Below are 25333 nucleotides of genomic sequence, written 5' to 3' on the forward strand. Positions count from 1 at the left end.
TCAAATAAAGAAAATGGAGGCTTGAATACAGTGAACTTCCTATCGATCAAATCCGTCCACCACACCTACTTTTCACCCAAAACGGCCAACCATGCCCTTTCAGATATTTCTTTAGACATACATGAAGGGGAATTCGTCTCCTTCATCGGACCAAGCGGCTGCGGAAAAACGACGCTCCTTTCGATCGTATCCGGACTCATCCAGCCGACAGAAGGAACTGTCACTTTACACGATCGGCCGGTCGCTGAGATGAAACAGAAATTGGGCTACATGCTCCAGCAGGATTATCTGTTTCCCTGGAAGACAATCGAGGAAAATATCTTTCTCGGTTTGAACATTACGGGAAGGCTGACGGAAGAAAAGAAGGTTGAAGCAAGGGAACTTCTTGCGGAAATGGGGCTTGAAGGCGTAGAGTCATCGTATCCCAGGGAACTATCAGGAGGCATGCGTCAAAGGATCGCCCTGATCCGCACGCTCATCACAGAACCGCAACTGCTCCTCCTCGATGAGCCGTTCTCCGCCCTTGATTACCAAACGAAACTGAAGCTTGAGGACCTGGTGTTCCTTACTTTGAAATCCTTTGGCAAAACAGCGATCCTTGTCACCCATGATATCGGGGAAGCGATTGCGATGAGTGACCGCATCATCTTATTCGCTTCGAAACCGGGAAGGGTCCATACGATATTCGACGTCCCTCCTGCGCTGAAAGAATTGATGCCGTTCGAAGTCCGGAACCATGAAGCCTATCCGGCGTTTTTCCAGAGGATATGGAAGGAGCTTGAACAACTTGAATCAAGAAAGAATTAAACAAAAACACCTTTTATACATTCAATCGCTCAAGAAAGAGCAGCGCCTGGTCTGGTTCTATCAAGCGCTTATCTTTCTTTCATTCTTCACCCTGTGGGAAATCGCCAGCAGAAACAGCTGGGTGGACCCGCTCATCTTCAGCTCCCCGTCAAAAATCTGGAAGCTGTTTACCGTGAAGGCTGCAGATGGGACCCTGCTCGCAAATCTGTCGGTGACCCTCGGGGAAACCGTCGTCGGATTCATACTCGGTACGCTGCTCGGCACCCTGCTCGCCGCTTTATTGTGGTGGTCCCCGTTTTTGTCAAAAGTATTGGACCCTTATCTGGTGATCCTGAACGCCATGCCAAAGGTCGCCCTCGGGCCGATCTTGATTGTCGGCCTGGGACCTGGCTTTACGTCCATCATTGCCATGGGTACGGTCATTTCCATCATCATCACTACGATTGTCGTCTATACATCGTTCCGTGAAGTGGACCCGAATTATTTAAAAGTGATGCAGACTTTCGGGGCGACCCGGGGGCAGATGTTCAAAGAAGTCATCCTCCCCGCCTCCTTTCCGACCATCATTTCCACTTTGAAAGTGAATGTAGGCTTATCCTGGGTCGGGGTCATCGTGGGGGAATTCCTCGTCTCTGCAAAAGGACTCGGCTATATGATTATCTATGGCTTCCAAGTCTTCAACTTCACCCTCGTGCTCCTATCACTCCTTGTGATTGCCGTATTCGCCACGATTATGTATAAGCTTGTAGAGCAGCTTGAAAAGAAATGGATCAAGTCATGATCCCGAGATCTGCCACTCTTTTTATGGAGCGTTCAACCACTTGATCTTTCATGATGAAACTGAAGGCAGGGTCGTCCACAATCTCTGAAAAACTCCCCTTCCAGAGGACGGCTCCGTCTGTTTCCATATAATCGTCCTTCTCGACCAGCTCCGTCACTGTCGCAAAGAAAATCGTCTTTACAAAAGGCTCTTCGCCGTACACTTTATATTCTCCGATAAATTGTGGAGCATGAATCACGCCACCTGTTTCTTCAAATGTTTCCCGTATCGCGGCGTCTTCGGTTGTTTCGCCTTTTTCCCTCTTCCCGCCAGGAAATTCAAGTCCCCGTTTCTTATGCCTGGTCAACAACCATTCCCCGTTGTAGCGGCAAAGTACCAGCACATGGTACGATTCCTGTTGGAAAGCCCCCTGTTCAAATGCCATTTTCACTTTCTTTCCATTCTCATCCATAAATTGATGCATCATGCTTCACCTCTGTTTCTAAACACTTTCCTTCATCTAACCATAAATAAAAAGCATTGGTCCACAGATTTCTCTTATGAACCAATGCTTTTCACCATCATTCCGGATCCCGGTCCGGTGAAGAACCAAGGATGCCGATGCTTTCAATGAACTTCCGCGCTTCTTCATCACCCAACCGGTGGATCATTTCATACACATGATGCAGATTCTCGTCATACGCATCATTTTCCCGATCGAAATGATATTGAATATAAGGGACATGGGAACGGTAGAAATTCTGCCAATCGACTGAGTGATTGGAATCGAACACTTCCCGAAGCTCTGTAATTTCTTGATCTGTTGCGGAAATCTTGAAGTTCCATGGTGAATCCGTCGAGCTTCTAGAAATTTCACCGCTGGCTACTTCAATATAATAATCATGTCGTTCTTCGTTCATCTTCCCACTCCTTCACTCGTTTATCTTCAATTTTCCTCAATGGCAGATATTCTATTCACTCCGATTTTTTTTCAATACTTCAACCGCTTTTATTAAAAAGCCGGGAACAGGGACTCCCGCTCTCCCGACATTTTCAATGATTGAAATCATTTCATTGCATAAATAAAAAATGATCGTCGCATTACGAATAAAGTGCTGATTTGTTAGTATAGTATCAATAAGGTGGGCAACCGTCACGAGAGAAAATACCATCACCTTCCGCCCGATGCCCTTCAACCCGGATTTGCTTGACAGCTTGCCTTCGATCCCGCTTGCAATCAAGCCTGTAAAATAGTCCAGTACAGCAGCAATCAACAGGAAGGTAATCAACATATCCCATTCTCCGAATAAGTTTAGAATAACGGCACTAACACCAGCCCCAACAAATAGTATACTTTTCTCCAAATAAAGCATCTCCTCTTCTCAACGGATGGTTTCACCTGTATCAGCTCCGAAGTCGTCGACAAGCGTCTGAATGGTTAAAAAGTCCGATATAGGGTAAAGACAAATAAGAGTTGTCCTAGCATAATATGTTGCGTAATTCAGAAACGTTCATGTTAAAATGGAATGAAAGGGAGGTGAAGCGCATGAAGTTGATCGAAGAGATTTATGAAATGTACCGAGGAAGGATCAAAGGTACCGACGAAGACTTAGACCTCATTGCCCTTACAATCTTAGAAGATACCTCAAGGAAAGAGTTATTGGAGCTCATCCAGGAAATGGACACAGAAGAATTACAATACTTCTTCCGCTTATACATATTTGAAACACTGAAAGAAAAATGGTCTGACAATGAAGACCGGGTATTGCTTGAGAAAAAGAGCCTTCATTAATCCCCTAAAAAAACGTTGTTCCGATATCGGAACAACGTTTTTTTCAACCCTTTACATCCACCATCACGCCTTTTGTCGGATGAGGCGCAGGTTGACTTGCCTGCATCTCCCTCATCATCACCGTCACCTGTGCCGTTTGCGTGGCCATCTGGCTTTTCAACAGATTCATGCCTAGCGTGCGCTGAAGCTCTGCCACCTGCTTCCCCATCATGGAAGAGATCTCCATGGAAGCTCCCTCCTCGTCTCCTCTTTCAAGGTTGGTACATACTATGTCTATTCAGCATACCAAAGATGAAAGGGGAATCATAGACCTGAAATTGTCATGAAATCCCATGAAACTTGGTTGTTTCTGTGATAAAATAATGAAAAAAGGGGGTTGTATGATGTCAGTCACATTAGTCCTGATCATTGCTGTCGTTATATGCATTCTGGTCATCTTCGTAAGCGCCCTTACGACATCGAAAGCCTATACATCCGTTAAACATACAGTCGATCCGATTGAAAATAATCCTCACCTTGAAAAGATGAAGAAAGAGGAAGATAAAGAGAAATAATGTGGATCACAATAAAAAAATCCGAACCCATTCACCTTTTGAATGGGTTCGGATTTTATTTACTTTGGGAACTTAGGCAAATACTTGCTTCAAGTCTTCGTTGCTTTGGCTGAGCCAGAATTTCATTAACTTTTTGGCTCCTTCCAAATCATGAAGCTTTGCCTGGCCGCACTGCTTTTCGTTTGCAGCAGGGATTTCTTCGATCTCGACTGCTTCTTTCATCGTCGCATTCAGAAGGTCGATGATTTCCTCCACTTTCGGCTCGCCGCTCACGACTAAATAATAACCGGTCTGGCATCCCATCGGAGAAATATCGATAATATCGAAATGAGCATATGGCTCAGCATATTTACGGATCGTAAAGGCAAGTAAATGCTCGAGTGTATGAATCGCATCAGGCTTCATCGCTTGCTTGTTTGGTTGGCAGAAACGGATGTCAAACTTGTTCACAAGTCCGTCTGTACCTACTTTATGCACGCCGCAATGTCTGACGAACGGTGCTTTCACTGCATTATGATCTAGTTCAAAGCTTTCTACTGAAGGCATTACAATCACTCCCATTTAGTTTCTTTCTTTAGTATAACGTAAATTCATAGTTATTTCATCAACTTAATACGAATTAAGAAAAATACCTATATTTTCCTGTTACCATTTGACACAAGCCCCAACATATCAAACACTGAAAAATTTTGATATAGTAGAAGAAAACCACTCAGGAGTCGGATCATGAAACAAATTCTATTATTACTATTCAAGCTATATCAACGGGTGATCTCCCCCCTCAAACCGCCCACCTGCAGGTTTTACCCGACCTGTTCCCACTACGGCGTGGAAGCAGTCAGCCGTTTCGGCGCACTCCGTGGCGGCTGGCTGACGATCAAGCGGATTGTGAAATGCCATCCTTTTCACCCGGGCGGGATCGATCACGTCCCCGAAGATTGGCCAAGGAAGGACTGACTCTGCACAGGAGCCGGTCTTTTTTTATTTTCTTTCAAAAATCTCTCCATATATCTTGCTTATTACCCCTAACGGTAGTAAAATAACCTTTGTGCTAAATCGTAATCATTACAGTTAACGATCGTAAATGTTAAAATCAATAAAATATTAAAGGAGGATTCCTCTTGAACTATATGCGCCTCGGTCTGCTCTTATTATTGACCTTACTATTATCTGCCTGCGGAGCTGCTTCCCCGGAGAAAGATGAACAATCAAAAGATACATTACAGGTATACACCACTGTCTATCCATTGGAAGATTTCACGAAGAAAATTGGTGGAGATTATGTGGATGTTGAAAGCATCTATCCTCCAGGTGCCGATGAGCACACGTTCGAACCATCCCAGAAAGATATGATCATGATGGCCGATGGAGATGTGTTCTTTTACGTAGGCTTGGGGCTTGAAGGCTTTGTGGAAGGATCAAAATCAATCCTTGAAAACGAGGACGTCACCGTTGTGCCGACGAGCGATGGAATCGATATTCATCCTTCCGAAGAAAGTGCTGAAGAAGACCATGAAGATGAAGATCACGGCGATGAGCATCATCATGACGTCGATCCCCACCTCTGGCTGGATCCTCTTTACGCAAAAGAGATGGCGATCAACATCGCAGACACCCTTTCAAAAGAAATGCCTGAACATAAAGATGAATTCCAAGCGAACCTAGAGACGCTCGAAAAAGAACTTGATGCCCTGGACGCTGAATTCAGTAAGATGGCAGACAATGCACCAAAGAAAACATTCTTCGTCTCCCACTCAGCCTACAGCTATTGGGAAGCGCGGTATGGACTTCATCAGGAAGCCATTGCCGGCTTGAACACGGCAGACGAACCTTCCCAGCAGGAGCTGAAAAAAATCATCGAAAAAGGGAAAGAGGACAATATCCAGTACATCCTGTTCGAACAAAACGTCTCATCACGCCTGACGGAAGTCGTCCAAAATGAACTCGGTGCAAAAGCACTCACCCTTCACAACCTTTCTGTCCTGACAGAAGAAGACCGTGACAATGGAGAAGATTACGTTTCATTGATGAAACGGAACATCGATACATTAAAAACTGCATTGCAATAGGGGATTATGATAAGAGCAGCCATGACGGCTGCTCTTTTTTGCGTTTTCGGGGTTATGGCCCGGCGGTTGGACGGGGTGATGGAGCTTTTTGAGGGGTTTTATTTTCAAAAATGGGGTGGGTATTTTCAAAAACGGGGAGGTTCTTTTCAAAAATGAAGATTTATTTTCAAAAATGAAGATTTATTTTCAAAAGCGGCTGATTTATTTTCAAAACGCCTTGAAGAGGCTTGACGATTGGGGGTGATTGCTCTGAATAGCGTCCCGTGTGAAAGGATATTATCGACTTCTGCCTGGATATTATCGACTTCTCTACACATATTATCGACTTTACGATTATATCATCGACTTCCCCCCATATATTATCGACTCCCTCTCCTCGTCATTTACTATCCATCCCGCACATTCCCCGCCACAAAACCATGCATAATATTTTCCATTAAGTGGACAATAAGGAAATGTTAAAGCTTAGTAAGGGAGATATGTATGTATGGAAGATCTGTTAATTGCCCGATCCATGTTTGGGATCACGATGGGGTTTCACATCATTTTTGCCACACTTGGGGTGGGCATTCCACTGATGATATTAGTTGCAGAGATCATGTTCCAGCGGACGAATGACCTGGATTATTCTGTGATGGCGAAGAGGTGGACCAAGGCTTTCGCGGTCCTGTTGGGAGTCGGGATCCCGACAGGGACGATTGCCGGTGTCCAGCTTTCATTGTTATGGCCGGGGTTCATGGAGGTCATCGGCCGTGTGATGGCACTGCCGTTTCAAATCGAAATTTATGCGTTCTTCGTGGAAGCGTTGTTTATGTCGATTTACGTTTATGCCGCGAACCGCATCGCTCCGTGGATGCGGATTGTGAGTCTGATCCTCGTTGCAATCGGCGGACTTGCTTCAGCTGTCCTGATTACGAATGTCCATGCGTTCGAAGGGACGCCTGCCGGTTTTGAAATTATCAACGGTGAGATTACCAATGTTGATCCGTGGAAGGCTTTCTTCAATCCAAGCTTTTTCGTCACTGCCGGGCATGTGGCTTTATCCGCTTATGTTGCAGGCTCTTTCACGATTGCGACCGTGTCCGCTTTTAAAATGCTTCGATCATCGTTCGGGTCAAGGGTCTATCACTTTCACCGGAAATCGCTCATGATCTGTTTATTGGTCGGCGGGGTGTTCGCCTTCTTCACGGCGATCAACGGCCATGAATCTGCCCAGATGCTCCATGAGTACCAACCAGAGAAGCTCGCCGCAGCAGAAGGTCTGTTTGAAACCCAGGACCATGCCCCTCTATCAATCGGAGGCTTTACCGATCCGATTGAACAAGAGGTGAAATGGGGAATCGAAATCCCCTGGGCACTCAGCTTCCTTGCAGGCAACAGCTTCGATACTGAAGTCGTCGGATTGAATGACTTTCCGGAAGAATACTGGCCGCCGCTGTTTGTTCATACATTATTCAACGGGATGGTGGGCATCGGATCGCTTCTCATCCTCCTTTCACTCATCGCCTATGTGTGGAACAAATTACTGAAAAAAGACCGGTTCCCAACCTGGTTGATGTGGGCATTTGTCGGAGGTGGTCCCCTGTCGATCTTGGCGATAGAATTCGGATGGATCTTCGCCTGCACCGGACGGCAGCCGTGGACGATTTACCGGATCCTCAGCACCGAGGACTCGGTCACCACTTCAGGCAATCTGGCAACGCTATTCGGACTGTTCGTCTCGGTTTATGCGATACTCGCAGTCTCGGTTGTCCTCGTGCTCCTATATTATTTCAAACGGAATCCGCCTGAAAAAGATATCAGCAAGGCAGAACAAAAAGGGAAAGATATTCCCCTTTCCACATAGAAAAGAATCGGAGGTGAAGATATGACTCAAGCTTTGATTGCGATCACAATCTTATGGGGTTTCGTGTTTATTTATGCGGTCATGGCAACGATGGATTTCGGCGCAGGCTTCTGGTCGATGGTCTATATCAACCATGACAAAACGAAAGCTACCAATATTGCCAACCGCTATCTCTCCCCGACATGGGAAGTGACCAATACATTCATCGTCGCCCTAGTCGTAGCCGTATACAGCATGTTTCCAGGCGCGGCATATTCTTTGGGTACTGTCCTGCTCGTCCCTGGCAGTCTGATTTTACTGCTTCTCGCCCTGCGGAGTGCGTTCCTTGTATTCTCCCATGTGGCAGATGATTACCGGAAGCCGCTGACTTACGTGACGGGAATCACCGGTCTTTTGATCCCGGGCCTGCTCATCAGCGTCCTTCCCATTTCACATGGTCCTTACATTGACTTTGAAAACGGGCAAACCCTTCTTCTTGGAAAATTGTTTTCGAGTCCCCATGAATATGCATTCTTTGGCTTCGCGGTTGCAAGTACATTGTTCCTGTCGTCCCTGCTGCTCGCCGATTATTCCAAGGCGTCAAAGGAGTTTGAATCCTTTAAAGTATACCGGCGTGATGCGATGATCACCGGCCCGATTTCCGTTGTCATGGCGTTTCTCATCATGTTCACGATGAAAAACGAGGCGCCTTGGATATACGAGCGGATGATGGAAGAACAAGCACTATTATGGGTTTCACTGCTCGGTTTCCTTGCAGCAGGTGCGGCATTGTTTCTGCCGACGAATAAAGAAGGCATGAAAGGGATGCCCCGGGTGGCGGTCATCGCTGTCACCTTTCAATATGTTCTCGCAAGCTATGTATACGGAAAAGCCCACCTGCCCTATATCATATACCCTGAAGTCACGATACAATCTGGGTTCACTGATCCCAATTCATTCAAGGCCGTTTTCATCACCTATATCGTCGGGTTCATCATCCTCTTCCCGGGCTTTGTCTACTTTTGGAGTTTATTTATGAACGACAAACGATATTTAAGGCAGAAAAGTTAGCTCCGGACTCACCGGAGCTTTTTTCAATCCTTCTCAAAAGCCAAATAGTTGATTCTCCACATCTGGCATCTTACACTTGAATTAACATACCCAATGAAAGGATGAATGCTCATGGCACAATCAATTTCAGGAAAAACGGCTTATATTACAGGAGGTGCCCGTGGGATCGGCCGGGCCACCGCACTCGAACTTGCCCGTGAAGGCGTTCACGTCGGCTTGATCGCCCGTACAGAAAGCACACTTGAAAAAGTCGCAGAAGAAGCAAAATCCCTTGGCGTCAATGCCAGTGTTGCCGTTGCGGATATTTCCAGCATGGAACAAGTCGATCAGGCCATCGTCAAACTGAACAACGAACTCGGTCCAGCCGACATCCTCATCAATAATGCTGGGATCGGGACGTACGGATCGTTTCTCGACATTGATCCCGAGGACTGGAAACGGACCTTTGAAGTCAACGTGTTCGGCACCTACTATGTGACCCGCGCCGTCCTTCCCCAGCTGATTGAAAAGAACCGGGGAGATATCATCAACATCTCATCAAGCAGCGGACTGAAAGGCACAGCCAAAAGCACGGCATACAGCGGCTCGAAGTTTGCCGTTCAAGGCATGACAGAAGCACTCATGCAGGAAGTGCGGCAGCACAACATACGGGTGATGACCCTGAACCCGAGCCTCGTTGCAACAGACCTCACCTTTGGGGATAAGCTGGACGAAGCGGATAAAGAGAAATACATGCAGCCGGAAGATTTGGCAGAGCATATCGTCTCACAGCTGAAATTACATCCACGCATATTCATCAAACAGTCCCTTCAGTGGGCGACGAATCCTTTTTAATATGAAAAAAGCTCAGAGTCAGCTCTGAGCTTTTTTCATATTAACCTAAACTTCATCTGTGTTGATCTATAAGAATCGGATTACCATCAGGATCTTCAATCGTGAAGCTTGCAGGACCTTCGCTGGACTCATCTGCTTCAGACACTATTTTTATTCCTTGTTCTTTCAGTTGCTTTTGAAGGATTCGAATATCTGTAAAAGAATCGAGATTTTCGGCATTTTGATTCCAACCAGGATTAAATGTCAGAAGGTTCTTTTCGAACATTCCTTCAAAAAGACCAATGACAGTACTTTCATTTTTCATGATCAGCCATTTTTGGGACAGGTCGCCACCTAGTGTTTCAAATCCAAGTTTTTCATAAAATTCTTTCGACTTATTGATATTTTTCACAGTTAAACTTATAGAAAATGCACCTAGTTTCATATTTCCTCCTTATTTAAACAGAATTATATGGGTATATATATCTTTTAAGTATAGTACTGAAGTTATCGAAATACAATATTATCCATTATTCAATCAGCGTCTCTTCCATTAATTTTCTCTATATTTATCTTTTAAAATATCCGTACCTACTCCACCAACTATCATTAAAATTAACGGTCCAAAATTCCAAACAAACGAATTTCCAATCAGAGTGAACTCTAAAGCAGTAAATTTAGTTATAAGAAAAAAGACTATCTTAATCAACAAGAAAGCAATACCTATTAAAAATAAAAATTCAAACATTAATTTTAGTTTTGGATGTGTCAATTGCTTACTATCTTTGATTACTTTCTCCTTCAATTCCATATCACTCCTTAACAACTCATCGATTGTCACATCAAAGAGATCACTTACGTTAATGATGGTTTCAATACCAGGATAATTCTGACCAGTCTCCCACTTTGAAACCGACTGACGACTGACATAAAGTTTTTCAGCTAATTCTTCTTGGGACCAGCCCCTGACCTTTCTCTCACTCTTTAATTTTTCTCCAAAAATCATTTCATCAATCACCTCTTATTCACCTATTATTTATTATCACTATTAATAAAGTAAAGATACCCCTGGTTGCACGTGGACTGCAACCAGGGGTTGCCTTTTAACAATTCGGGAACGATCACTGAACAAATAAGCAGGTCCTGTCCTAGGAACCTGCTTATTTGTTCGATGACTATTCTCGGTAGAGGGGCATTATTGGTTAAAATTTTCCCTCACTATTGTCACTTCACTCAACCGTTTCTTATTCAACTCGACACCTATTCCAGGATCATCTAAACGTTTGGCCACACCATCCCTAACAACAATCGGAAAAGAGATAATGTCCTCTTCCCAGTACTTCGAAGAGGACGAAATATCCCCGGGAATCGAGAATCCTTCAAGAGTGGCAAGAGCCAGATTATGAGCCCGGGACACCCCAAATTCAATCATGCCCCCGCACCATACGCGGATGGAGTTCTCCCGGCACAACCTGTATATGTCCAATCCGTTCGTATAGCCGCCGACTCTTCCAAGCTTGATGTTGACTACTCCGCAGCTTCCGAGGAGGATCGCACTTTTCATGTCATGAGGGGTCACGATGCTTTCATCCAAACAAATCGGGGTTGACATCTCCCTTTGCAAAAGGGAATGCTCGACCAGATCGTCGATGCCAAGGGGCTGTTCAATCATCTCCAGATTGTATTCGTCCAATGTCTGGAGACGGGAAGTGTCTTCAAGCGTATAGGCTGAGTTGGCATCTGCCATAAGTGAGAGTGTCGGAAAATGTGCCCGCATCCCTTTTACAATTTCTATATCTGAGCCAGGTGAGATTTTCAGCTTGATCCGCTCATATCCTTCTTCCACCAGCTCTTCAGCCTGGGTGATCATTTCCTTAAGGGAACCGGCTCCGACAACTGCCCCTGCCAGAATGTCTGTCCGCGTACCACCTATCAGCTTCCAGAGGGGAACGTGCTGCTGCCTGGCATATAAGTCCCACAGTGCCATTTCGAGTGCAGCCTTCGCCATCGCATTTCCGCGGACGGCTTCAAAACGCTTCCCGATTTCTTCGGGGTGAAGAAATGGTTTGCTGTACAACAGGGGAATCAGCACATCCTTCAGCATATGATAGGACGTTTTGACCGTCTCCTCCGTGTACCAGGGGGTGGAAAAGGCGACGCCTTCACCGAGTCCGGTCATTCCTTCGGCGTCCCGCACCTCGACGATGATCCCTTCCCGTTCCGAAACGGTTTGCAGGTGAGTGACAAACGGCTTCTTTAGAGGCATGGACATGACATGGAGCGTGATTGATTTAATTCGCATCTTCATACATTCCTTTTTCCCACTGCTCTTTGAGGACTCTCCTCAACAGTTTATTGGATGCATTGCGTGGAAGCTCCTCTACAAAAACGATGACTTTCGGCCGTTTATACGAGGCGAGCTTCCCCTTGCTGTATTCCATCACCTGATCCTTCGTCAACGACCCTTTCTTCACGATGAAGGCACAGGGAATGGCTCCCCATTCTTCACTCGGAATACCGACAACACCCGCTTCTTCAATTCCGGGGCAGCCTGTTAACACACTTTCAATTTCAGCCGGATACACATTTTCCCCACCTGAAATAATGAGGTCTGACCGTCTGTCCAGGACAAATAGAAAGCCTTCTTCATCTACATAGCCGATATCACCGGTGTGGAACCAGCCATTCTCGAAGCTCCTCCGATTGGCTTCTTCCCTCGTGTAATAACCAGATGTGACATTCGGGCCTTTCACGAGGATTTCACCTTCTTGATTTGCTTCCGTTCCGCCTTCAGACTTTATCTTCAGCTCAGATGGGAAAAGCGGCTTCCCTGCAGAACCGAGCTTAGAGATACTGTATTCAGGGGAGAGCGTCACGATTTGGGAGGCCGTCTCTGTCATGCCATACGTCTGGAAGACCGGCACTCCTTTTTCCTTACACTTCTGCAGAAGGGGCAGAGGTGCCGGACCTCCTCCGAGCAGCATGCAGCGGAAATCCGGATGATACGTTCTGTCCCCAAGGTCCATCAGGAGGCGCTGAAGCATCGTGCTAACAACAGAGATGATCGTCACCTTACCCGATTCAAGCTCCCTGTTGATCCCTTCTGCATCAAAGCTTTCAAACAGGCGGACATTCATGCCATAGATGACGCTCCTCATCAGGATGGAATAACCGCTGATATGAAAGAGGGGCACCGAACAGAGCCATGCATCATTTTCACTTATCCCGAGATTCAAAGAAGAGCCGATGGCACTCCACCAGTGGTTCCCGTATGATTGAAGGACGCCCTTTGGTGCCCCGGTCGTACCTGATGTGTACATGACCGAGCATGCTTGGTCTAACTGAAAATGATCCTTCACCTCAAAGCTTGCAGGCGGTGTCTGAAACAACCGAGAGAAGGAGACTCCATCCACATCCCCGATGATGTTGCCTTCAAATTCATCATCATATATGACAGTCGACAAGCCCATGTCTTTTATTTGAAAAGAAATTTCCTCTGTGCTGAGCTTGTTGTTCAATAAGACGGTCGTTAATCCGAGTTGTTGAAGGGCATGGATAACCAGTACCGACTTCAGTTTATTTTTGATCATCAGACCGATGAATGGATGTTCCGCAGATTGGGTGATCGCATGGATCCGTTCAGCGGCAGAAATTGTTTTTTCCCAGAGGTCACGGAATGTATAGTCCACATCAGCGGTGCTGACGGCGATCCGGTCCGGGGTTAAAAATGCTCTTTGTTTTAGCCAGTTCGGCAATTGCTGTGTCGTCATCCTGTCATTCTCCATTCCTCTCTTGTATATGTACACTTCTGTGCATGGCCGTTCATTTAAAAAAGCCCGATGAATCCTTTCAGATCCATCAGGCAGCTTTCAATCATGGGAAACGAGGGAATTGTCCGAAGTCCGGTTTACGCTTTTCTTTGAATGCGTCACGGCCTTCTTTCGCTTCATCCGTTGTGTAATAAAGTAATGTCGCGTCACCTGCAAGCTGTTGCAGACCCGCTAATCCATCTGTATCCGCGTTGAAAGAAGCTTTCAGAAAGCGGAGGGCAGTCGGGCTGTTTTGCAGCATTTCTGTTGCCCATTGCACTGTTTCTGCTTCAAGCTGCTCATAAGGGACCACTGTGTTGACAAGGCCCATCTCAAGCGCTTCCTGTGCGTTGTACTGACGGCACAGGTACCAGATTTCTTTCGCTTTCTTGTGACCGATGATGCGGGCAAGATATCCTGCACCGTATCCTGCGTCAAAGCTTCCGACCTTAGGACCTGTTTGTCCGAAGATCGCATTGTCAGCAGCGATTGTCAGGTCACATACAACATGAAGGACATGTCCGCCGCCGATTGCGTATCCTGCCACCATCGCGATGACCGGCTTAGGGATCACGCGGATTAAACGCTGCAGATCCAGTACATTCAAACGTGGAATTTCGTCTTCTCCAACATATCCGCCGTGTCCGCGTACCCGCTGGTCTCCACCTGAACAGAATGCTTTCTCGCCTGCACCTGTTAAGACGATGACGCCAACCTTGGAGTCGTCACGTGCATAAGCAAATGCGTCAATCAATTCCATGACAGTCTTAGGACGGAACGCATTGCGCACTTCCGGACGATTGATCGTGATTTTCGCAATCCCGTTGTATGTTTCATACAAAATATCTTCGTAGTTTCTTTCTGAAACCCATTCAAAAGCCATTGTATCTTCCTCCTTTATGTAGTAGACAGTAGATCCTCTATTATTGTACCAAACTTTCGCGGTTCTTCCACATGAATTGCATGCCCTGTGTTGGAAAATGTCACAATTTGAAATGCCGGATTACGTTTTTTCATTTCCTCTGCAATGTCCAGGAACTTTGGATCCAGCTCCCCGACAAGCAAATGAACAGGGATTTTCAGTTCAGCAAGCCTGTTCCATAACGAATCCTGCGCTCCTGTCCCCATTCCCCTCAGACTGTTGGACAGTCCGACGGCAGACTGGTTCAGGCGCTGCTTCCGGATTTCTTCCCGCTCTGCTTGCTGTAATTTTTTCTGGGTGGCAAATAAGGGGATCTCCTCCCAATAGTCGACGAAGGCTTGTATGCCTTCACGTTCGATCCTGTCTGCTAAGGCGTGATCCTTCCTTTTCCTCTCCACTCTTTCCTCTTCGGATTTCAAACCGGGAGAGGCACTTTCAAGAATCAGCGTCTCCACTTTATCCTGATGCATCAGTGCGAAATGAAGAGCTGTGCGGCCTCCCATCGAATAACCGATCAGGGTTGCACTTTCCACATGCAGGCTTGTCAAAATTGCATGGAGATCATCTGTCACCCGTTCCATCCCATATCTGCCGAAGTCCTCCGGTGAACTGGTCCTACCGTGGCCTGGCAAATCAATGGAGATGCACTGGTGAGTGGAAGAAAGCTTATCAGTGATCTTTGTCCACGTTGACGTATCACCGGTAAACCCATGAAGGAAAACGAGGGGCTTGCCCTGCCCCTTTATTTCTATGAAATAGGACACATCATTGATATGAAGAATCAAATTGATCACCATTTTCTCTCGTCGTCATTTCCCGGGAAACAAAATTCCACAATTTCCGATGATTTGCTACATTTATTTCTCTATTTGTCATGACTTCAATGATGTTGATCCCACGTCTCTGATCGGCTTCCTCAAGTGCCGGCAGGAATTCTTCCTCAGCCGTGACTTGGATAAACCCGGCCCCATACAGTTTTGCAGCATGGGCAAATTCCAGATCCATCGGTGTCCCGAACAGGTCTTCGAAATGATCCGGTTCTTTTGCTTGCGGAAGATAGGAGAATATTCCCCCACCATTATTATTCATCACAATGATCGTCATATTCAGTTGATATTTCCTCGCGGTAAGCAGTCCGTTCAAATCATGGAAAAAAGCCAGATCCCCAATTAGAAGGTACATAGGATCATGTTTCACACTCATTCCGAGAGCCGTGGAGACGACGCCGTCAATTCCGTTGGCACCCCGATTGGCGTAAATGGACTGTGAAAGGTCATTTGTAAAGAAAAACGTATCAACGTCCCGGATCGGCATGCTGTTACTGACAAACAGTGCCGCCTTTTCAGGGAGATGCTGAAGGAGCTGATGAACCGCCTGTCCTTCATCCCATTCCCGATGGCCTTGAAGCAGCAGTTCCTTCGTTCCAATATTTACGTCTTTCCATTTTCTCATCCAACTTCCTTCTCTTGAAGGAAGTCCCATGAAACTTTCACAAAACAGTCTTTCACTGCAGTGAATATAATCGGTCCCTCTTGCGGTCGGGTCCTGCCAGTCCTCTCCCTTGCTTACAATCCATGTGGGGATGTCATCACAGTCTTTCAAAAATAACATCAGGGCCTTCGACACCGGCATCGCACCAAAACGGATGACTGCATCTGGACGAAGCGCTTCCTTCAGCTCATCTATCCTTAGAAACGTATCATAAGCATCCATCACGTGTTCTTTGTCGTGCTCCCCGCTTCTTAAGAAACTGAGGGGATCAGCGACAATCGGCATTCCGTACCGTTTGGCAAATTCGGCAATCGATGAAACGGCATCCTGATTAATCCCCGGACCACAAATGATCAGTCCCCGCTCACATCCCGACAGCTTCTGTTGCAGTTCCTCGACTAATTCGGGCGACAGGTGCACGTCCCCATGATGGACCTTCTTCCCATGTACATCACTGAACTCAACCTTGTTTAAATCTGGAATGAGCGGTTCCCGGAACGGAAAGTTAAAATGGACCGGTCCCTGAGGATGCACTTTTGATATGGACACTCCCCGGGCGGCAGATGACCTTGCATACCGGAGCATGGAAGGAGTCATTTCCGGCAACGCCATATCGGTGGACCACTTGACATGCTTCCCGTACAAGTCAATTTGATCGATTGCTTGCGGCGCTCCCACCTCCCTCAATTCATGAGGGCGGTCTGCTGTCAGGACAATCAGCGGTATCCGTGAATAGCGGGCTTCGATGATCGCCGGGTAGTAATTGGCCCCGGCGGTTCCTGAACTGCATAGAAGGGCGACCGGTTTGTTTTGTGCCTTGGCCATTCCAAGTGCAAAAAATGCTGCCGAACGCTCATCTACATTGATATATGTCTTCACTTTTGGATGATGGGCGAATAATAACGCCAAAGGAGTAGAACGAGAGCCAGGGCTGATGACTACTTCGTCTACTCCATTTCCAACCATTTCTTCAATGAAAGCTGCTAAATAATGGGTTAATCTCTCTTGATGTTCCTCATTCATACACGTTTCCCCCTAATGCACGGAGCATCGGCCGAAATTTCATCTGTGTTTCTTTGAATTCACTTTCAGGCTGTGAATCCGCTACGATCCCACATCCTGCGTAAAGATAAGCTTTATCGTTTTGAAGGAGGCCGGAGCGGAGTGCAACGGCATATTCCCCATTCCCGTAAGCGTCGATCCATCCTACAGGACCTGCGTATAAGCCCCGGTCCATTTTCTCTTCTTCCCTGATTACCTGCATCGCTTTATCCCTCGGCACCCCGCCTAAAGCTGGGGTCGGATGCAGCTGTTCGATCAGGTTCAGAAGCGATGTATGACGGGAAGCCTGTCCGATGACCGGCGTATATAAATGTTGTATATCTTTCAGTTTCATCAATTGAGGTGATTCCGGAATCGATAGTTCGTCACAGAACGGAGAAAGGGCCGCTTTGATGCTTTCGACCACCAGCTGATGCTCATAACGGTTCTTCTCATCGTGCATGATTTCTTCTCCAAGCGCTTCATCGCTTTCCAACGTCTCTCCCCGGGCAATTGAACCGGCTAAACAAGTAGAAAGGATTTCTTCTCCCGTCTTCTTAACAAGCCGTTCTGGCGTTGCCCCGATGAAGCAGCTGGCATCTCTTTCAAAACTGAACACAAAGCTGTCGGGCTGCTGCTTCCATAAGTTGTCCAATACGAAATCGGATGGAATGTCCCGGTCAAAGGATATCTCACATTTCCGGGCAAGGACTACTTTATCCATCTCACCCTTCTTTAACCGATCCACCACATTCTGGACTGAATTCATCCATTCCCCCGGCCTGATATCCTTATTTGCCACCCATTTTGGGCGTCGGGGCGTGTCTGGATTCATCGCCATTTTTAACAGTTCATCTTTCTTTTTGAGCCGTTCATGGAATACACCTTCATCTTCATCCGGGTGACAAATATGATTAATCGTGATGTAAGTGGCCTTCCCGGGCTTTGTCAGCATGAATACAGGTAATTGAAACGTTCCGTCTGAGAACGGCTCCCATTCGCTTCCACTCTCCGTCAGCGGATCGAAGCTGAAGCCGCCAAACAGTACGGGACCGGTGCCGGCACACTCCTCTTCCGTCACAATGAGCGACTCACCGATAAAGCGCTTCCACTCATTCTCGACTGTGAAAAATCGTTCTTTGCTCCCTGACTTCAGGATATGAGCGGTTCCAAGCCCCACGAGCGCAATCGTATGGTCACGGTCCTTCCATAAGAAACGCTCTCCATGAAAAGAACTTCCTCCATAATAGAAAGAAAGAGGATCCACTGCATCGACTTCCTCCACTATACTGAGAAGAACGGGGCGATCTATTTGTTTAGCCTTCATTTTGGCTGTATCATATGCTTTTTCAATATTGGTTTTGTGAATGGTAACCAATTGAATTCCCCCAAACAAAATCACGTACAAACGTCAAACTTATTTTAAGATACACCTGTCTTTATGGTGTGTCAACGAAGTATAAGACTTGTTTACACTATTTATCCTTATTATATATAATAAACCCTTTTTCCCCTTTTGAGAAACCAAAAGCGTTGTAAAAGTCCTCATTTACTGGAAAATAGCACCTTCACCGATTTGTAAAAAATGATTGACAGTCCCCTGCCCTTTACCTACACTTTAATCTGTAAAGGAATTGTAATGTTTTCTGAAAATTCCTTATTGTGTAAGGGAGAGAGAGAGATGGAACAACAAGCATCCAACGTGTTGGAATCAGATAAAGGCTGGAAGATCTGGTGGCAGCTGACGAGGCCACACACACTGACCGCGGCATTTGTGCCTGTTTTACTCGGTACTGTACTCGCGCTTCAATTTACAAAAGTGAACGTACTGCTTTTTGCGGCCATGTTGATTGCATGCCTGCTCATTCAGGCAGCCACCAATATGTTCAATGAATACTATGACTTTAAACGGGGGTTGGATACAGAGCATTCTGTCGGAATCGGTGGAGCCATCGTCCGCAATGGTGTCAAACCGTCGACGGTCATCAATCTGGCTTTCGCCCTCTACGGCGTTGCCTTGCTGCTAGGGATCTATATATGCCTCAACAGCACATGGCTGCTGGCACTCATAGGTATAGTGTGCATGGCGGCAGGGTACTTTTATACTGGGGGACCGATGCCAATTGCCTACACGCCTTTTGGCGAACTTGTAGCCGGGTTCTTTATGGGCGTCGTGATCATCCTCATATCTTTTTACATCCAGACCGGCTATATCAATGCAGACAGCGTATTGATCTCAATTCCGGTATCGATCCTGGTTGGCGCGATCCTGCTTGCCAATAATATCCGGGACCTGGATGGAGACAAAGAAAACGGACGCAAGACGATTGCCATCCTTGTAGGAAAAAAGGGCGCGATCATCCTGTTGGGGGCCATGTTCTTCGTTTCTTACGCCTGGATCATCGGTCTGGTCGTTTCGGGGATTTCTTCCCCCTGGGTATTCGTGACATTCTTAAGCATCCCTAAGGCAGTCAAGGCCACGAAGGGATTCATCGGCAAATCACAGCCGCTTGAAATGATGCCTGCCATGAAGGCAACTGCCCAAACGAATACAATCTTTGGATTCCTCTTATCCATCGGATTATTACTTGCATACTTGTTCTAATCATATTGAGTCGACCTTCAAAGCGGTCGGCTCTTTTTTTATGTTTTAACACGGGCACTTTCGGATAAAGTATGGTTAGTACACTATTTAAGCGAACATAATGAAGGATGTGAAGAAATTGCTAAAAGACAGCCAAATACAAACATTGAAACAGGAATTGGTTCAACAGCAAAAGCAGCTACAGGAGCATTTACATCAGGATTTAGATAACCTTCACCATACAAATGAACGTGATAACTCAGGTGAACTTTCCCTATATGATAATCATCCGGCCGATATGGGCACTGAATTATATGAACGGGAGAAAGATTTCGCCATCGATGACCATGCAAAACTGGAATTAAATAAGATCCAACATGCACTCGAGGCAATCAGTGAAGGAAGCTACGGCACGTGCAAAGAATGCGGCGGCGACATTCCCTATGAAAGGCTCGAAGCGATCCCGACGACCCTTTACTGCAAGGATCATACACCTGAACAATCGATCATCGAAGACCGGCCGGTGGAGGAAGATGTACTGCAGCCCCCTGTCGACAATGAATTCAGGCACGAAACAGACGGAAACGTCCGGGATGACCAGGACAGCTTCCAGGAAGTTGGCAGGTTCGGGACGTCAGAAACCCCATCTGACTTTGAGGGGGATTATGAAGATTACTCGGAAATGTATCAGGATGATGATGCATCAGAGGGATTCACAGAGGACTACGAATCATTCGTCGGAACCGATATGGAAGGCACGAACCGAAAGACCTTCCCTTCGAAGACACATGAAGAATACGAAGATATGCTCGACGACAACGATCTGGAATCCCCTCTTGGCGATATTCCGTATAAAGATGGGGACAGCTATGTATCGGATAAGAAGAAATAATAAAAACGCTGGGGTGCATCCCCCAGCGTTTTTCATTACTTGATCAAACTTCCCTCGGCAATTCCCCAAATGCCCTTCGCATACTCCTCAATCGTCCTGTCACTGGAGAAATAGCCCGAGTTGGCGATGTTCTGCAGGCACATACGGGACCAGTGCTCCTTATTCTCATACGCCTTCCCGGCCTGTTCATGAACCCTCACATACGAATCGAAATCCCTCAGTACAAAGAATTGATCATTCTCAGTCAATAACGAATCGTAAATGGCTTCAAAATGATCCCCTGCATCCGGCAGCGTATCATCGATCAGCTGATTCAGCACCTTTTTGATGCGGGCATCATAGTGGAAATACTCCATGGCATAATAGCCGCCATGATGCTGATATTTCATCACTTCTTCAGCAGTCAGTCCGAAAATGAATATATTTTCTTTCCCAACCTGTTCTAAGATTTCAATATTGGCACCGTCCAGCGTGCCGATTGTCAATGCTCCGTTCATCATGAACTTCATGTTCCCTGTCCCTGACGCCTCTTTGCTCGCCGTCGAAATCTGTTCAGACAAATCGGCTGCCGGTATGATTTCTTCGGCTAACGAGACCCGGTAATTTTCCAGGAACACGACTTTGATGCGGTCCTTTACGAGTGGATGATCATTCACTAGATCCGCGACTGAATGGATCAGTTTAATGATTTTCTTCGCGTAATAATAACCCGGGGATGCCTTTGCCCCGAAAATGAACGTCCGGGGATGAAAGTCAAATGATGGGTCTTCCACACATCGATTGAAAAGATGGAGGATGTGCAGTACATTCATGAGCTGACGCTTATATGCATGCAGCCGCTTCACCTGGATATCAAAGATCGATGTCGGATCAACTACGATCCCATTGCTTTCAAGGATCCGGTTAGAGAGCTTTCGTTTATTCTCCTGCTTCACTTCATATAATTCCTTCAGGAAACTGGAATCATGGTGATACTCTTTCAGCTTCGCAAGCTTTGCAGGGTCCTTGATCCACCCGTCCCCAATGGAGGATGTAATCAGATTCGAAAGCGATTGGTTGCTGTTGAGCAGCCATCTCCTGTGGGTGATTCCGTTCGTCTTGCTATTAAATTTATTAGGATAAAATTGATAAAATAAGTTCATTTCCCTTTGTTTTAAAATTTCCGTGTGAATTTTAGCAACGCCGTTCACACTGAAGCTTCCGACTATGGCAAGATGGGCCATTTTCACCTCGTCATGGGAGATGATCGCCATCTCTTCGATTCGATGCCATTCCCCCGGATATTCTTCCCACAGCTCCTTGCAGAACCGCTCATTGATTTCATTCACGATCATGTGGATGCGGGGCAGGAGGGGCTGAAATAAGCGAACCGGCCACCTTTCAAGCGCTTCCGACAGCGTTGTATGATTCGTATAGGCGAAAGTTTTCGTCGTGATTTCCCATGCCTCTTCCCACTCAAATGCATATTCGTCAAGCAGGACCCTCATCAATTCCGGGATGGCAAGGACCGGATGTGTATCATTGATGTGAATGGAGATATTTTCATGCAGGTCTTTCAGCTCCCCATTACGGTACAAGTAGGAATCCAGAATGGAGCGGATGCTTGCCGCTACAAGGAAATACTGCTGTTTCAAGCGCAAGATCTTCCCTTCATCATGGGTATCATCGGGATAGAGGAATTCGGTGATTGCCTCCGTATCACGCTTATACTTCATCATGTCTTTCCCTGCTTTATAAGCAGCAGGCTCGGCACTCCATAAACGAAGGGTATTGACCGTCGACGTTTCATGGCCCACGACCGGCATATCATACGGCACAGCCGCTACGATTTCTGCATCCACATGCCGGAATTTCAACACACCATTTTCGGTAAAGGACTCCACCTTCCCCCAGAATGGCACTTCGACGGTCAGATCCGATTTCCGGACTTCCCATACATGACCATGACGGAGCCACTGCTCTGGAAGCTCCATCTGAAACCCATTCACAATCTTTTGTTCAAACAATCCGTGCTTATAACGGATGCCGTACCCGTGTCCAGGCAGATTAAGAGATGCGAGAGAATCAAGGAAGCAGGCAGCCAACCGTCCCAGTCCACCGTTTCCTAATCCTGCATCATGCTCTACTTCTTCCATGTCGGCAAGATCGATTCCAAGGTCTTTCAATCCTTTATCTACAACATCGTAGATCCCTAAATTCATCAGGTTTTGACGAAGCAGGCGTCCCAATAGAAACTCGATCGATAAGTAGTAGACCTGCTTTTGTTTATTGAAACGGTATTGTTCATTCGTATGGATCCAGTTCATCGAAATGTATTCCCGGATCAGGTGACCCAGCGTGAAATACTGATCCTGACTGCTGGACTCGGGGAACGTCTTACCGTACATCATTTCAAGCTTTTTCAGGAACATCTCCTTGAATTCAATCGGATCAGAAAACATGGCTTTCACTCCTCAATACCAAGTCAGCATATAATTGATTATATTTGAAAGCTGATTGAGCCCAACTATAATCCTTATTCATGGCGGTCCGTACAATATGATTCCATGTTTCCGGGTCATTGTGATAGATCGACAGGGCTCTTCGATAGGTGAAAAGCATGTCGTGGGCATTGAAGTTCTTGAAAGAGAAACCATTCCCGGTTTTCGTCTCTTCATTATAAGACTCCACCGTGTCGTTCAGTCCACCTGTCTCCCTGACCAGAGGAAGTGCACCATAACGCATCGCAATGAGCTGCCCCAATCCGCACGGCTCAAATTTGGAAGGCATGAGGAATAAGTCACTGGCGGAATAAATCTCCTTTGCGAGGTCTTCATTAAAGCCGATCTGCACCCTCACTTTTTCTGGATATGTCCACTCCATCTCCCTGAAGAATTGTTCGAACTCCCAATCCCCTGTTCCAAGAAGGACAAACTGAACATTCTCCTGAAGTATTTCATGAAAGACTCCCCTTACTAATTCCAATCCTTTCTGGCTTGTTAACCTTGAAATGATTGATACAAGGGGGATTCCTTCATTCTCCTCAAGCCCCAGCCTTTTTTGCAGGTGACACTTCGCCTGCTTCTTCCCATTGAGATTTCCGCTGAAGTAAGGGAATTGTCCATCATCAGGATTATACATTTCATCATCGATCCCATTCAGGATACCGGTCAATTGATGATAACGCTGACCAAGGATATCATGAAGCTTTTCCCCGTAATAAGGGGTCAGGATTTCCTCCTTGTATGTAGGGCTTACCGTGGTGACGAAATCAGAGGAAATCAGTGCCCCCTTCATAAAGTTCATGTTTCCGTAAAATTCCAGGTATTCATGATGAAAATATTTATCATGAATGCCTAAAAGGTCTGTCATGACCTGTTTAGGATAGATCCCCTGGAACTGGAGATTATGAATGGTGAATATGCTCCGGATGAACGAATACCCTGGTCTCTCCTGATACTCTGTACGGAGCAGGAAAGGGATCATCCCTGTATGCCAGTCATGGCAGTGGATCACATCCGGATAGAAATCAAGGACGGCGATCCCTTCCAATACCGCTCTTGTAAAAAAGGCAAAACGCTCTCCATCATCAAAATAACCGTATAAACGGTCCCGTTTGAAATAATATTCATTGTCCACAAAGTAATACGTGACGCCATGTTCACTGTATTCTTCGATTCCACAATACTGGCTGCGCCAGCCGACCGAGACGAAGAACTCTTTCTTCTTCTTCATCTTTGAGCGGTATTCTTGGGAGATCCCGCCGTACTTTGGCAGGATCACCCTGACATCCGTCCCGAGACTCCTTAATTCCTTTGGCAAAGCCCCGGCTACATCCGCCAAGCCGCCGGATTTAACGAAAGGGACACACTCAGATACTACAAATAAAACCTTCACGAATTCATCAGCGCTCCTTGAATCATCCCTTTACGAATGACGATTGGATTGTTTGGATCTCCGATAAGCTTTACACCATCTTCCACTTTCACGTCTTTATCCAAGATCACATTCTCTAGTACACAGTTATCTCCAATTTGACTCTTTTGCATAATGATGCTGTTGAAAATCGCTGTATTTTTGCCGACTTTCACGGCACGGAACACTGTGGAATTGCGCACTTCCCCTTCAATGAAGCATCCATTGGCAATAATGCTGTTCTTGACGCTTGCTGCAGAAGTATACCGAGTCGGCGGCTCATCCTTCACTTTCGTATAAACCGGGGAATCTTTCTTGAACAGCTCTTTCCAATAAGATAAATTCAGGAGCTTCATACTGGCTTCATAGTACTCTTCAATACAATCAATCGTCTGGACGAATCCGTCATGCTCATAACCACAAACCTTTAGCCCGTTATCCATGTCATTCACAACATCTTGCATGCACGTATAGCGGGACTCCCTGCGCTCCTTGATCAAATCAATCAGCGTGGAGGTCTTGACCAAATACATTTCCATCGATTTACCTTTATGTCGCATTTCAGTGATATCACATCCGATTCGCACATGTCGCTCAAGCACCGGCTGAAAATCGATATTCGCCAATGTATAACAGTTGCTGATCAATGCGTACTCCTGGGTGCTCCGGTTGAAGTAGTCGAGATGATGGGCGAAATGATTGAATGACCCCACACCCTCTTCATTTGCTTCAAGTCCAGGTGCCGGGAAGAAAAACAGCCCATCACGCTTCCGGTTCAGATCCCAGTTCTTCCCCGAGCCGAGATGGTCCATAAGGGAACGATACTGAAACTTCGGAAAAATGGCCACCGAACCGATATCAGAATTCACCATATTCGACAGAACAAAGTCGATCAAACGGTATCTCCCTGCAATCGGCAAAGCCGCTAATGAACGATGTAATAATAGATCTTCCAACGACTCGTAATAACTCGTAGCATCAATAACACCAAGCATTGTATTTTTCAAGA

The 25333-nt window shown here is 46.3% G+C and carries 27 protein-coding genes; 11 read left to right on the forward strand and 16 right to left on the reverse strand.

The genetic code is table 11. The features are described 5' to 3' along the window. Nucleotides 1-30: 30 nt before the first annotated feature. Nucleotides 31-807, forward strand: coding sequence for an ABC transporter ATP-binding protein (locus tag KH172YL63_RS17535; protein WP_173107320.1), 777 nt, complete (start codon nucleotides 31-33; stop codon nucleotides 805-807). Further along, a complete protein-coding gene (locus KH172YL63_RS17540) occupies nucleotides 788-1588 on the forward strand; it encodes an ABC transporter permease (protein WP_232066054.1) in 801 nt (266 codons plus the stop codon). Before KH172YL63_RS17535 ends, KH172YL63_RS17540 begins: the two co-directional genes overlap by 20 nt. Here the strand turns inward: KH172YL63_RS17540 and ytkD are convergent. The 3 genes from ytkD to KH172YL63_RS17555 form a co-directional block, all read right to left on the reverse strand. Next, complete coding sequence (ytkD, locus tag KH172YL63_RS17545) at nucleotides 1578-2051, reverse strand: RNA deprotection pyrophosphohydrolase (RefSeq protein WP_173107322.1); 474 nt, start codon at nucleotides 2049-2051, stop codon at nucleotides 1578-1580. The two genes, KH172YL63_RS17540 and ytkD, sit on opposite strands and share 11 nt — an antisense overlap. 97 nt (nucleotides 2052-2148) lie before the next feature. Continuing rightward, nucleotides 2149-2487 carry a hydrolase gene (locus KH172YL63_RS17550; protein WP_173107323.1) on the reverse strand — a complete coding sequence of 113 codons (339 nt, stop codon included), beginning with the start codon at nucleotides 2485-2487 and terminating at the stop codon, nucleotides 2149-2151. 51 nt (nucleotides 2488-2538) lie between these two features. Next, entirely contained in the window at nucleotides 2539-2940 is a 402-nt protein-coding gene (locus KH172YL63_RS17555; RefSeq protein WP_173107324.1) for a phage holin family protein, read from the reverse strand. 173 nt (nucleotides 2941-3113) lie between these two features. Between KH172YL63_RS17555 and KH172YL63_RS17560 the strand changes: the two genes are divergently transcribed. Further along, a complete protein-coding gene (locus KH172YL63_RS17560; RefSeq protein ID WP_173107325.1) occupies nucleotides 3114-3359 on the forward strand; it encodes a DUF6154 family protein in 246 nt (81 codons plus the stop codon). A 43-nt stretch (nucleotides 3360-3402) separates the two neighbouring features. On the opposite strand, the gene KH172YL63_RS17565 is transcribed toward KH172YL63_RS17560, so the two are convergent. Then, a complete protein-coding gene (locus KH172YL63_RS17565; RefSeq protein WP_173107326.1) occupies nucleotides 3403-3585 on the reverse strand; it encodes a hypothetical protein in 183 nt (60 codons plus the stop codon). A gap of 157 nt (nucleotides 3586-3742) precedes the next feature. Between KH172YL63_RS17565 and ytzI the strand changes: the two genes are divergently transcribed. After that, nucleotides 3743-3913, forward strand: coding sequence for a YtzI protein (ytzI, locus tag KH172YL63_RS17570; RefSeq protein ID WP_173107327.1), 171 nt, complete (start codon nucleotides 3743-3745; stop codon nucleotides 3911-3913). A 72-nt stretch (nucleotides 3914-3985) separates the two neighbouring features. Here the strand turns inward: ytzI and KH172YL63_RS17575 are convergent, their stop codons facing one another. After that, complete coding sequence (locus KH172YL63_RS17575; RefSeq protein WP_173107328.1) at nucleotides 3986-4459, reverse strand: S-ribosylhomocysteine lyase; 474 nt, start codon at nucleotides 4457-4459, stop codon at nucleotides 3986-3988. 180 nt (nucleotides 4460-4639) lie between these two features. Between KH172YL63_RS17575 and yidD the strand changes: the two genes are divergently transcribed. The 5 genes from yidD (at nucleotide 4640) to KH172YL63_RS17600 (ending at nucleotide 9712) form a co-directional block, all read left to right on the forward strand. Next, nucleotides 4640-4870, forward strand: coding sequence for a membrane protein insertion efficiency factor YidD (gene yidD, locus KH172YL63_RS17580; RefSeq protein ID WP_232066056.1), 231 nt, complete (start codon nucleotides 4640-4642; stop codon nucleotides 4868-4870). 173 nt (nucleotides 4871-5043) lie between these two features. Beyond that, nucleotides 5044-5982: a metal ABC transporter substrate-binding protein gene (locus KH172YL63_RS17585; RefSeq protein ID WP_173108270.1), complete on the forward strand. Its 939-nt coding sequence runs from the start codon at nucleotides 5044-5046 to the stop codon at nucleotides 5980-5982. 487 nt (nucleotides 5983-6469) lie between these two features. After that, complete coding sequence (locus KH172YL63_RS17590; RefSeq protein WP_173107329.1) at nucleotides 6470-7828, forward strand: cytochrome ubiquinol oxidase subunit I; 1359 nt, start codon at nucleotides 6470-6472, stop codon at nucleotides 7826-7828. 21 nt (nucleotides 7829-7849) lie between these two features. Further along, nucleotides 7850-8878, forward strand: a complete 1029-nt coding sequence (locus tag KH172YL63_RS17595; protein WP_173107330.1) for a cytochrome d ubiquinol oxidase subunit II — start codon at nucleotides 7850-7852, stop codon at nucleotides 8876-8878. 111 nt (nucleotides 8879-8989) lie between these two features. Next, entirely contained in the window at nucleotides 8990-9712 is a 723-nt protein-coding gene (locus KH172YL63_RS17600) for a 3-ketoacyl-ACP reductase (RefSeq protein WP_173107331.1), read from the forward strand. Between the two features lie 52 nt (nucleotides 9713-9764). Here KH172YL63_RS17600 and KH172YL63_RS17605 read toward each other — a convergent pair whose 3' ends face one another. The 8 genes from KH172YL63_RS17605 to KH172YL63_RS17640 all read right to left on the reverse strand — a co-directional run bounded on the left by KH172YL63_RS17605 (nucleotide 9765) and on the right by KH172YL63_RS17640 (nucleotide 18332). Beyond that, nucleotides 9765-10136 (reverse strand): VOC family protein, encoded by a 372-nt coding sequence (locus tag KH172YL63_RS17605; protein ID WP_173107332.1) that lies wholly within the window; start codon nucleotides 10134-10136, stop codon nucleotides 9765-9767. 108 nt (nucleotides 10137-10244) lie between these two features. Continuing rightward, on the reverse strand, nucleotides 10245-10697 hold the full coding sequence (locus KH172YL63_RS17610; protein WP_173108272.1) for a helix-turn-helix domain-containing protein: 453 nt from the start codon (nucleotides 10695-10697) through the stop codon (nucleotides 10245-10247). Between the two features lie 189 nt (nucleotides 10698-10886). After that, a complete protein-coding gene (menC, locus tag KH172YL63_RS17615) occupies nucleotides 10887-11993 on the reverse strand; it encodes an o-succinylbenzoate synthase (RefSeq protein WP_173107333.1) in 1107 nt (368 codons plus the stop codon). Then, nucleotides 11983-13461, reverse strand: a complete 1479-nt coding sequence (locus tag KH172YL63_RS17620; RefSeq protein WP_173107334.1) for an o-succinylbenzoate--CoA ligase — start codon at nucleotides 13459-13461, stop codon at nucleotides 11983-11985. Before KH172YL63_RS17620 ends, menC begins: the two co-directional genes overlap by 11 nt. A 103-nt stretch (nucleotides 13462-13564) precedes the next feature. Then, nucleotides 13565-14383 carry a 1,4-dihydroxy-2-naphthoyl-CoA synthase gene (menB, locus tag KH172YL63_RS17625; RefSeq protein WP_173107335.1) on the reverse strand — a complete coding sequence of 273 codons (819 nt, stop codon included), beginning with the start codon at nucleotides 14381-14383 and terminating at the stop codon, nucleotides 13565-13567. 14 nt (nucleotides 14384-14397) lie between these two features. After that, nucleotides 14398-15216, reverse strand: a complete 819-nt coding sequence (menH, locus tag KH172YL63_RS17630; RefSeq protein WP_332066878.1) for a 2-succinyl-6-hydroxy-2,4-cyclohexadiene-1-carboxylate synthase — start codon at nucleotides 15214-15216, stop codon at nucleotides 14398-14400. After that, nucleotides 15188-16936, reverse strand: a complete 1749-nt coding sequence (gene menD / locus KH172YL63_RS17635) for a 2-succinyl-5-enolpyruvyl-6-hydroxy-3-cyclohexene-1-carboxylic-acid synthase (RefSeq protein WP_173107337.1) — start codon at nucleotides 16934-16936, stop codon at nucleotides 15188-15190. Before menD ends, menH begins: the two co-directional genes overlap by 29 nt. Further along, nucleotides 16929-18332: an isochorismate synthase gene (locus KH172YL63_RS17640; RefSeq protein ID WP_232066057.1), complete on the reverse strand. Its 1404-nt coding sequence runs from the start codon at nucleotides 18330-18332 to the stop codon at nucleotides 16929-16931. The genes menD and KH172YL63_RS17640 overlap by 8 nt, the downstream gene beginning before the upstream one ends. A 303-nt stretch (nucleotides 18333-18635) precedes the next feature. On the opposite strand from KH172YL63_RS17640, the gene KH172YL63_RS17645 reads away from it, so the two are divergent. Together KH172YL63_RS17645 and KH172YL63_RS17650 are read left to right on the forward strand one after the other, a co-directional pair. Then, nucleotides 18636-19559, forward strand: coding sequence for a 1,4-dihydroxy-2-naphthoate polyprenyltransferase (locus KH172YL63_RS17645; protein WP_173107338.1), 924 nt, complete (start codon nucleotides 18636-18638; stop codon nucleotides 19557-19559). Nucleotides 19560-19668: 109 nt separating this feature from the next. After that, a complete protein-coding gene (locus tag KH172YL63_RS17650) occupies nucleotides 19669-20430 on the forward strand; it encodes a TraR/DksA C4-type zinc finger protein (protein WP_332066879.1) in 762 nt (253 codons plus the stop codon). Between the two features lie 35 nt (nucleotides 20431-20465). Here the strand turns inward: KH172YL63_RS17650 and KH172YL63_RS17655 are convergent, their stop codons facing one another. Genes KH172YL63_RS17655 through KH172YL63_RS17665 form a run of 3 tightly spaced genes read right to left on the reverse strand, consistent with a single transcriptional unit; the run spans nucleotide 20466 to nucleotide 25331 of the window. Beyond that, on the reverse strand, nucleotides 20466-22871 hold the full coding sequence (locus tag KH172YL63_RS17655) for a glycogen/starch/alpha-glucan phosphorylase (RefSeq protein WP_173107340.1): 2406 nt from the start codon (nucleotides 22869-22871) through the stop codon (nucleotides 20466-20468). Next, nucleotides 22861-24306, reverse strand: coding sequence for a glycogen synthase GlgA (gene glgA, locus KH172YL63_RS17660; protein ID WP_173107341.1), 1446 nt, complete (start codon nucleotides 24304-24306; stop codon nucleotides 22861-22863). The genes KH172YL63_RS17655 and glgA overlap by 11 nt, the downstream gene beginning before the upstream one ends. Continuing rightward, nucleotides 24303-25331 (reverse strand): GlgC family sugar phosphate nucleotidyltransferase, encoded by a 1029-nt coding sequence (locus tag KH172YL63_RS17665; protein WP_173107342.1) that lies wholly within the window; start codon nucleotides 25329-25331, stop codon nucleotides 24303-24305. The genes glgA and KH172YL63_RS17665 overlap by 4 nt, the downstream gene beginning before the upstream one ends. Nucleotides 25332-25333 lie beyond the last annotated feature (2 nt).

Source organism: Bacillus sp. KH172YL63, assembly GCF_011398925.1.
Classification (GTDB): Bacteria; Bacillota; Bacilli; order Bacillales; family Bacillaceae_B; genus Rossellomorea.